Origin of the sequence: Bartonella sp. AP36NXGY (assembly GCF_042195865.1) — a bacterium.
Lineage (GTDB): Bacteria > Pseudomonadota > Alphaproteobacteria > Rhizobiales > Rhizobiaceae > Bartonella.
The window spans coordinates 1-1,240 of record NZ_JBHIPD010000105.1 but is presented as its reverse complement, the minus strand read 5'-3'; the positions used below and the strand labels follow the sequence as shown (position 1 = coordinate 1,240).

Genomic DNA, 1,240 nt, shown 5'->3' with positions numbered 1-1,240 from the left:
ACTTTTTACACCTTCAAGAAATGTGTTTCTAAAATCAGGATTTGCTGAAAAAACAGGCGTAACATTCGATAAGAATGTAGCCGCTGTAGCCAACGAAAGAACTTTAACAAAAGAAAAACGAGAACGTTTTAATTCACTCGCTGCTTGTGGGGCATATAATTTTTTCATAACAAACTCTCCAATGAAAAAACTTAGAAACACCTCCAAAACATAAAAAAGACACATTTTAGCATTATTGATGTCTTTGGAATTCAGAGTAGACGATCATTGCTTAGAGTGTGAACGTTTTGAGTCTTTAGTCTTGTTTGTGCTCTCTGTATTGAGATCTAAATGCTTGTCTTTTTGATTATGTTTTGTGGACATAAAGATAACATATTTAGAGTCTAAGGGTTTTAGTGTGCTGTTTTTTCCTAACTAAAAAAGAGGCCTTGTATATTTGATATTACTTTTTACTTGGTAGTGATTACTATAAAATCCTTTGTACTAGGTTTTAGTATGTATTTTCCTAAATATAGGCTTTATTTTTATTAGAAAGCATGGTTTTATTAATAATAAGTAAAGTAAAAAGAAATTGTAATATGTCCGGAATATATTCTTCTTTGGATAACTGGCTTTTTAGTTGGATTTTTTCTTTTTAATATATCATATAATGATATATGTGTGGTCCCGTGATGTACCTTTTATCTTTACGCACTACTTATCCCCCTTTGAATTATTTTATCAAAATGAGTCTTACTAATATACATTTTCATACAGCTATAGGCTGTTCAAGAAAATAGCAACATAAAAATATAGCTTTTTAGCAATATGGATTCTACTGTGATCTTTTTTCAACAAAATATAGAAAAATCTTCTATAAAACCTCACAGTTTACAGCCTCATCAAATATTATGCTTATCTCTAGATAAATACTGTGCGTCTGTAAAAAAAAATATCCACCCTTATTTCAATAAATAAGGGTGGATGTTTTGTTCTATTTTCGTTGTTCGTATTATTTTATTTTCAGAGTGATTGCACCACCTATGCCCCAATGACCACCAGCACTCGTGGCAGAGAGATTAGAGCGGATTTTTCCGTTTTCAGATGTATAACCAGCACCAAGAGCAAATGCGGATTGTCCACGCCATGCGCCGCTACCAAATGAGACACTCAAAGATCCCGGCTCGTCAAAGTAACGTAGGTTGGATACTGCTAGACCAACGGCGGCTGCTTGCCTTGCCTCTTTCCGTACGCTCTTAAT

At 33.6% G+C, this 1,240-nt stretch carries 1 protein-coding gene; it reads right to left on the bottom strand.

The genetic code is table 11. From position 1 onward, the window contains the following. Positions 1 to 991: 991 nt before the first annotated feature. The coding region (locus ACFINX_RS10110) for a YadA-like family protein (protein ID WP_375651484.1) at positions 992 to 1,240 on the bottom strand (249 nt) is incomplete at its 5' end.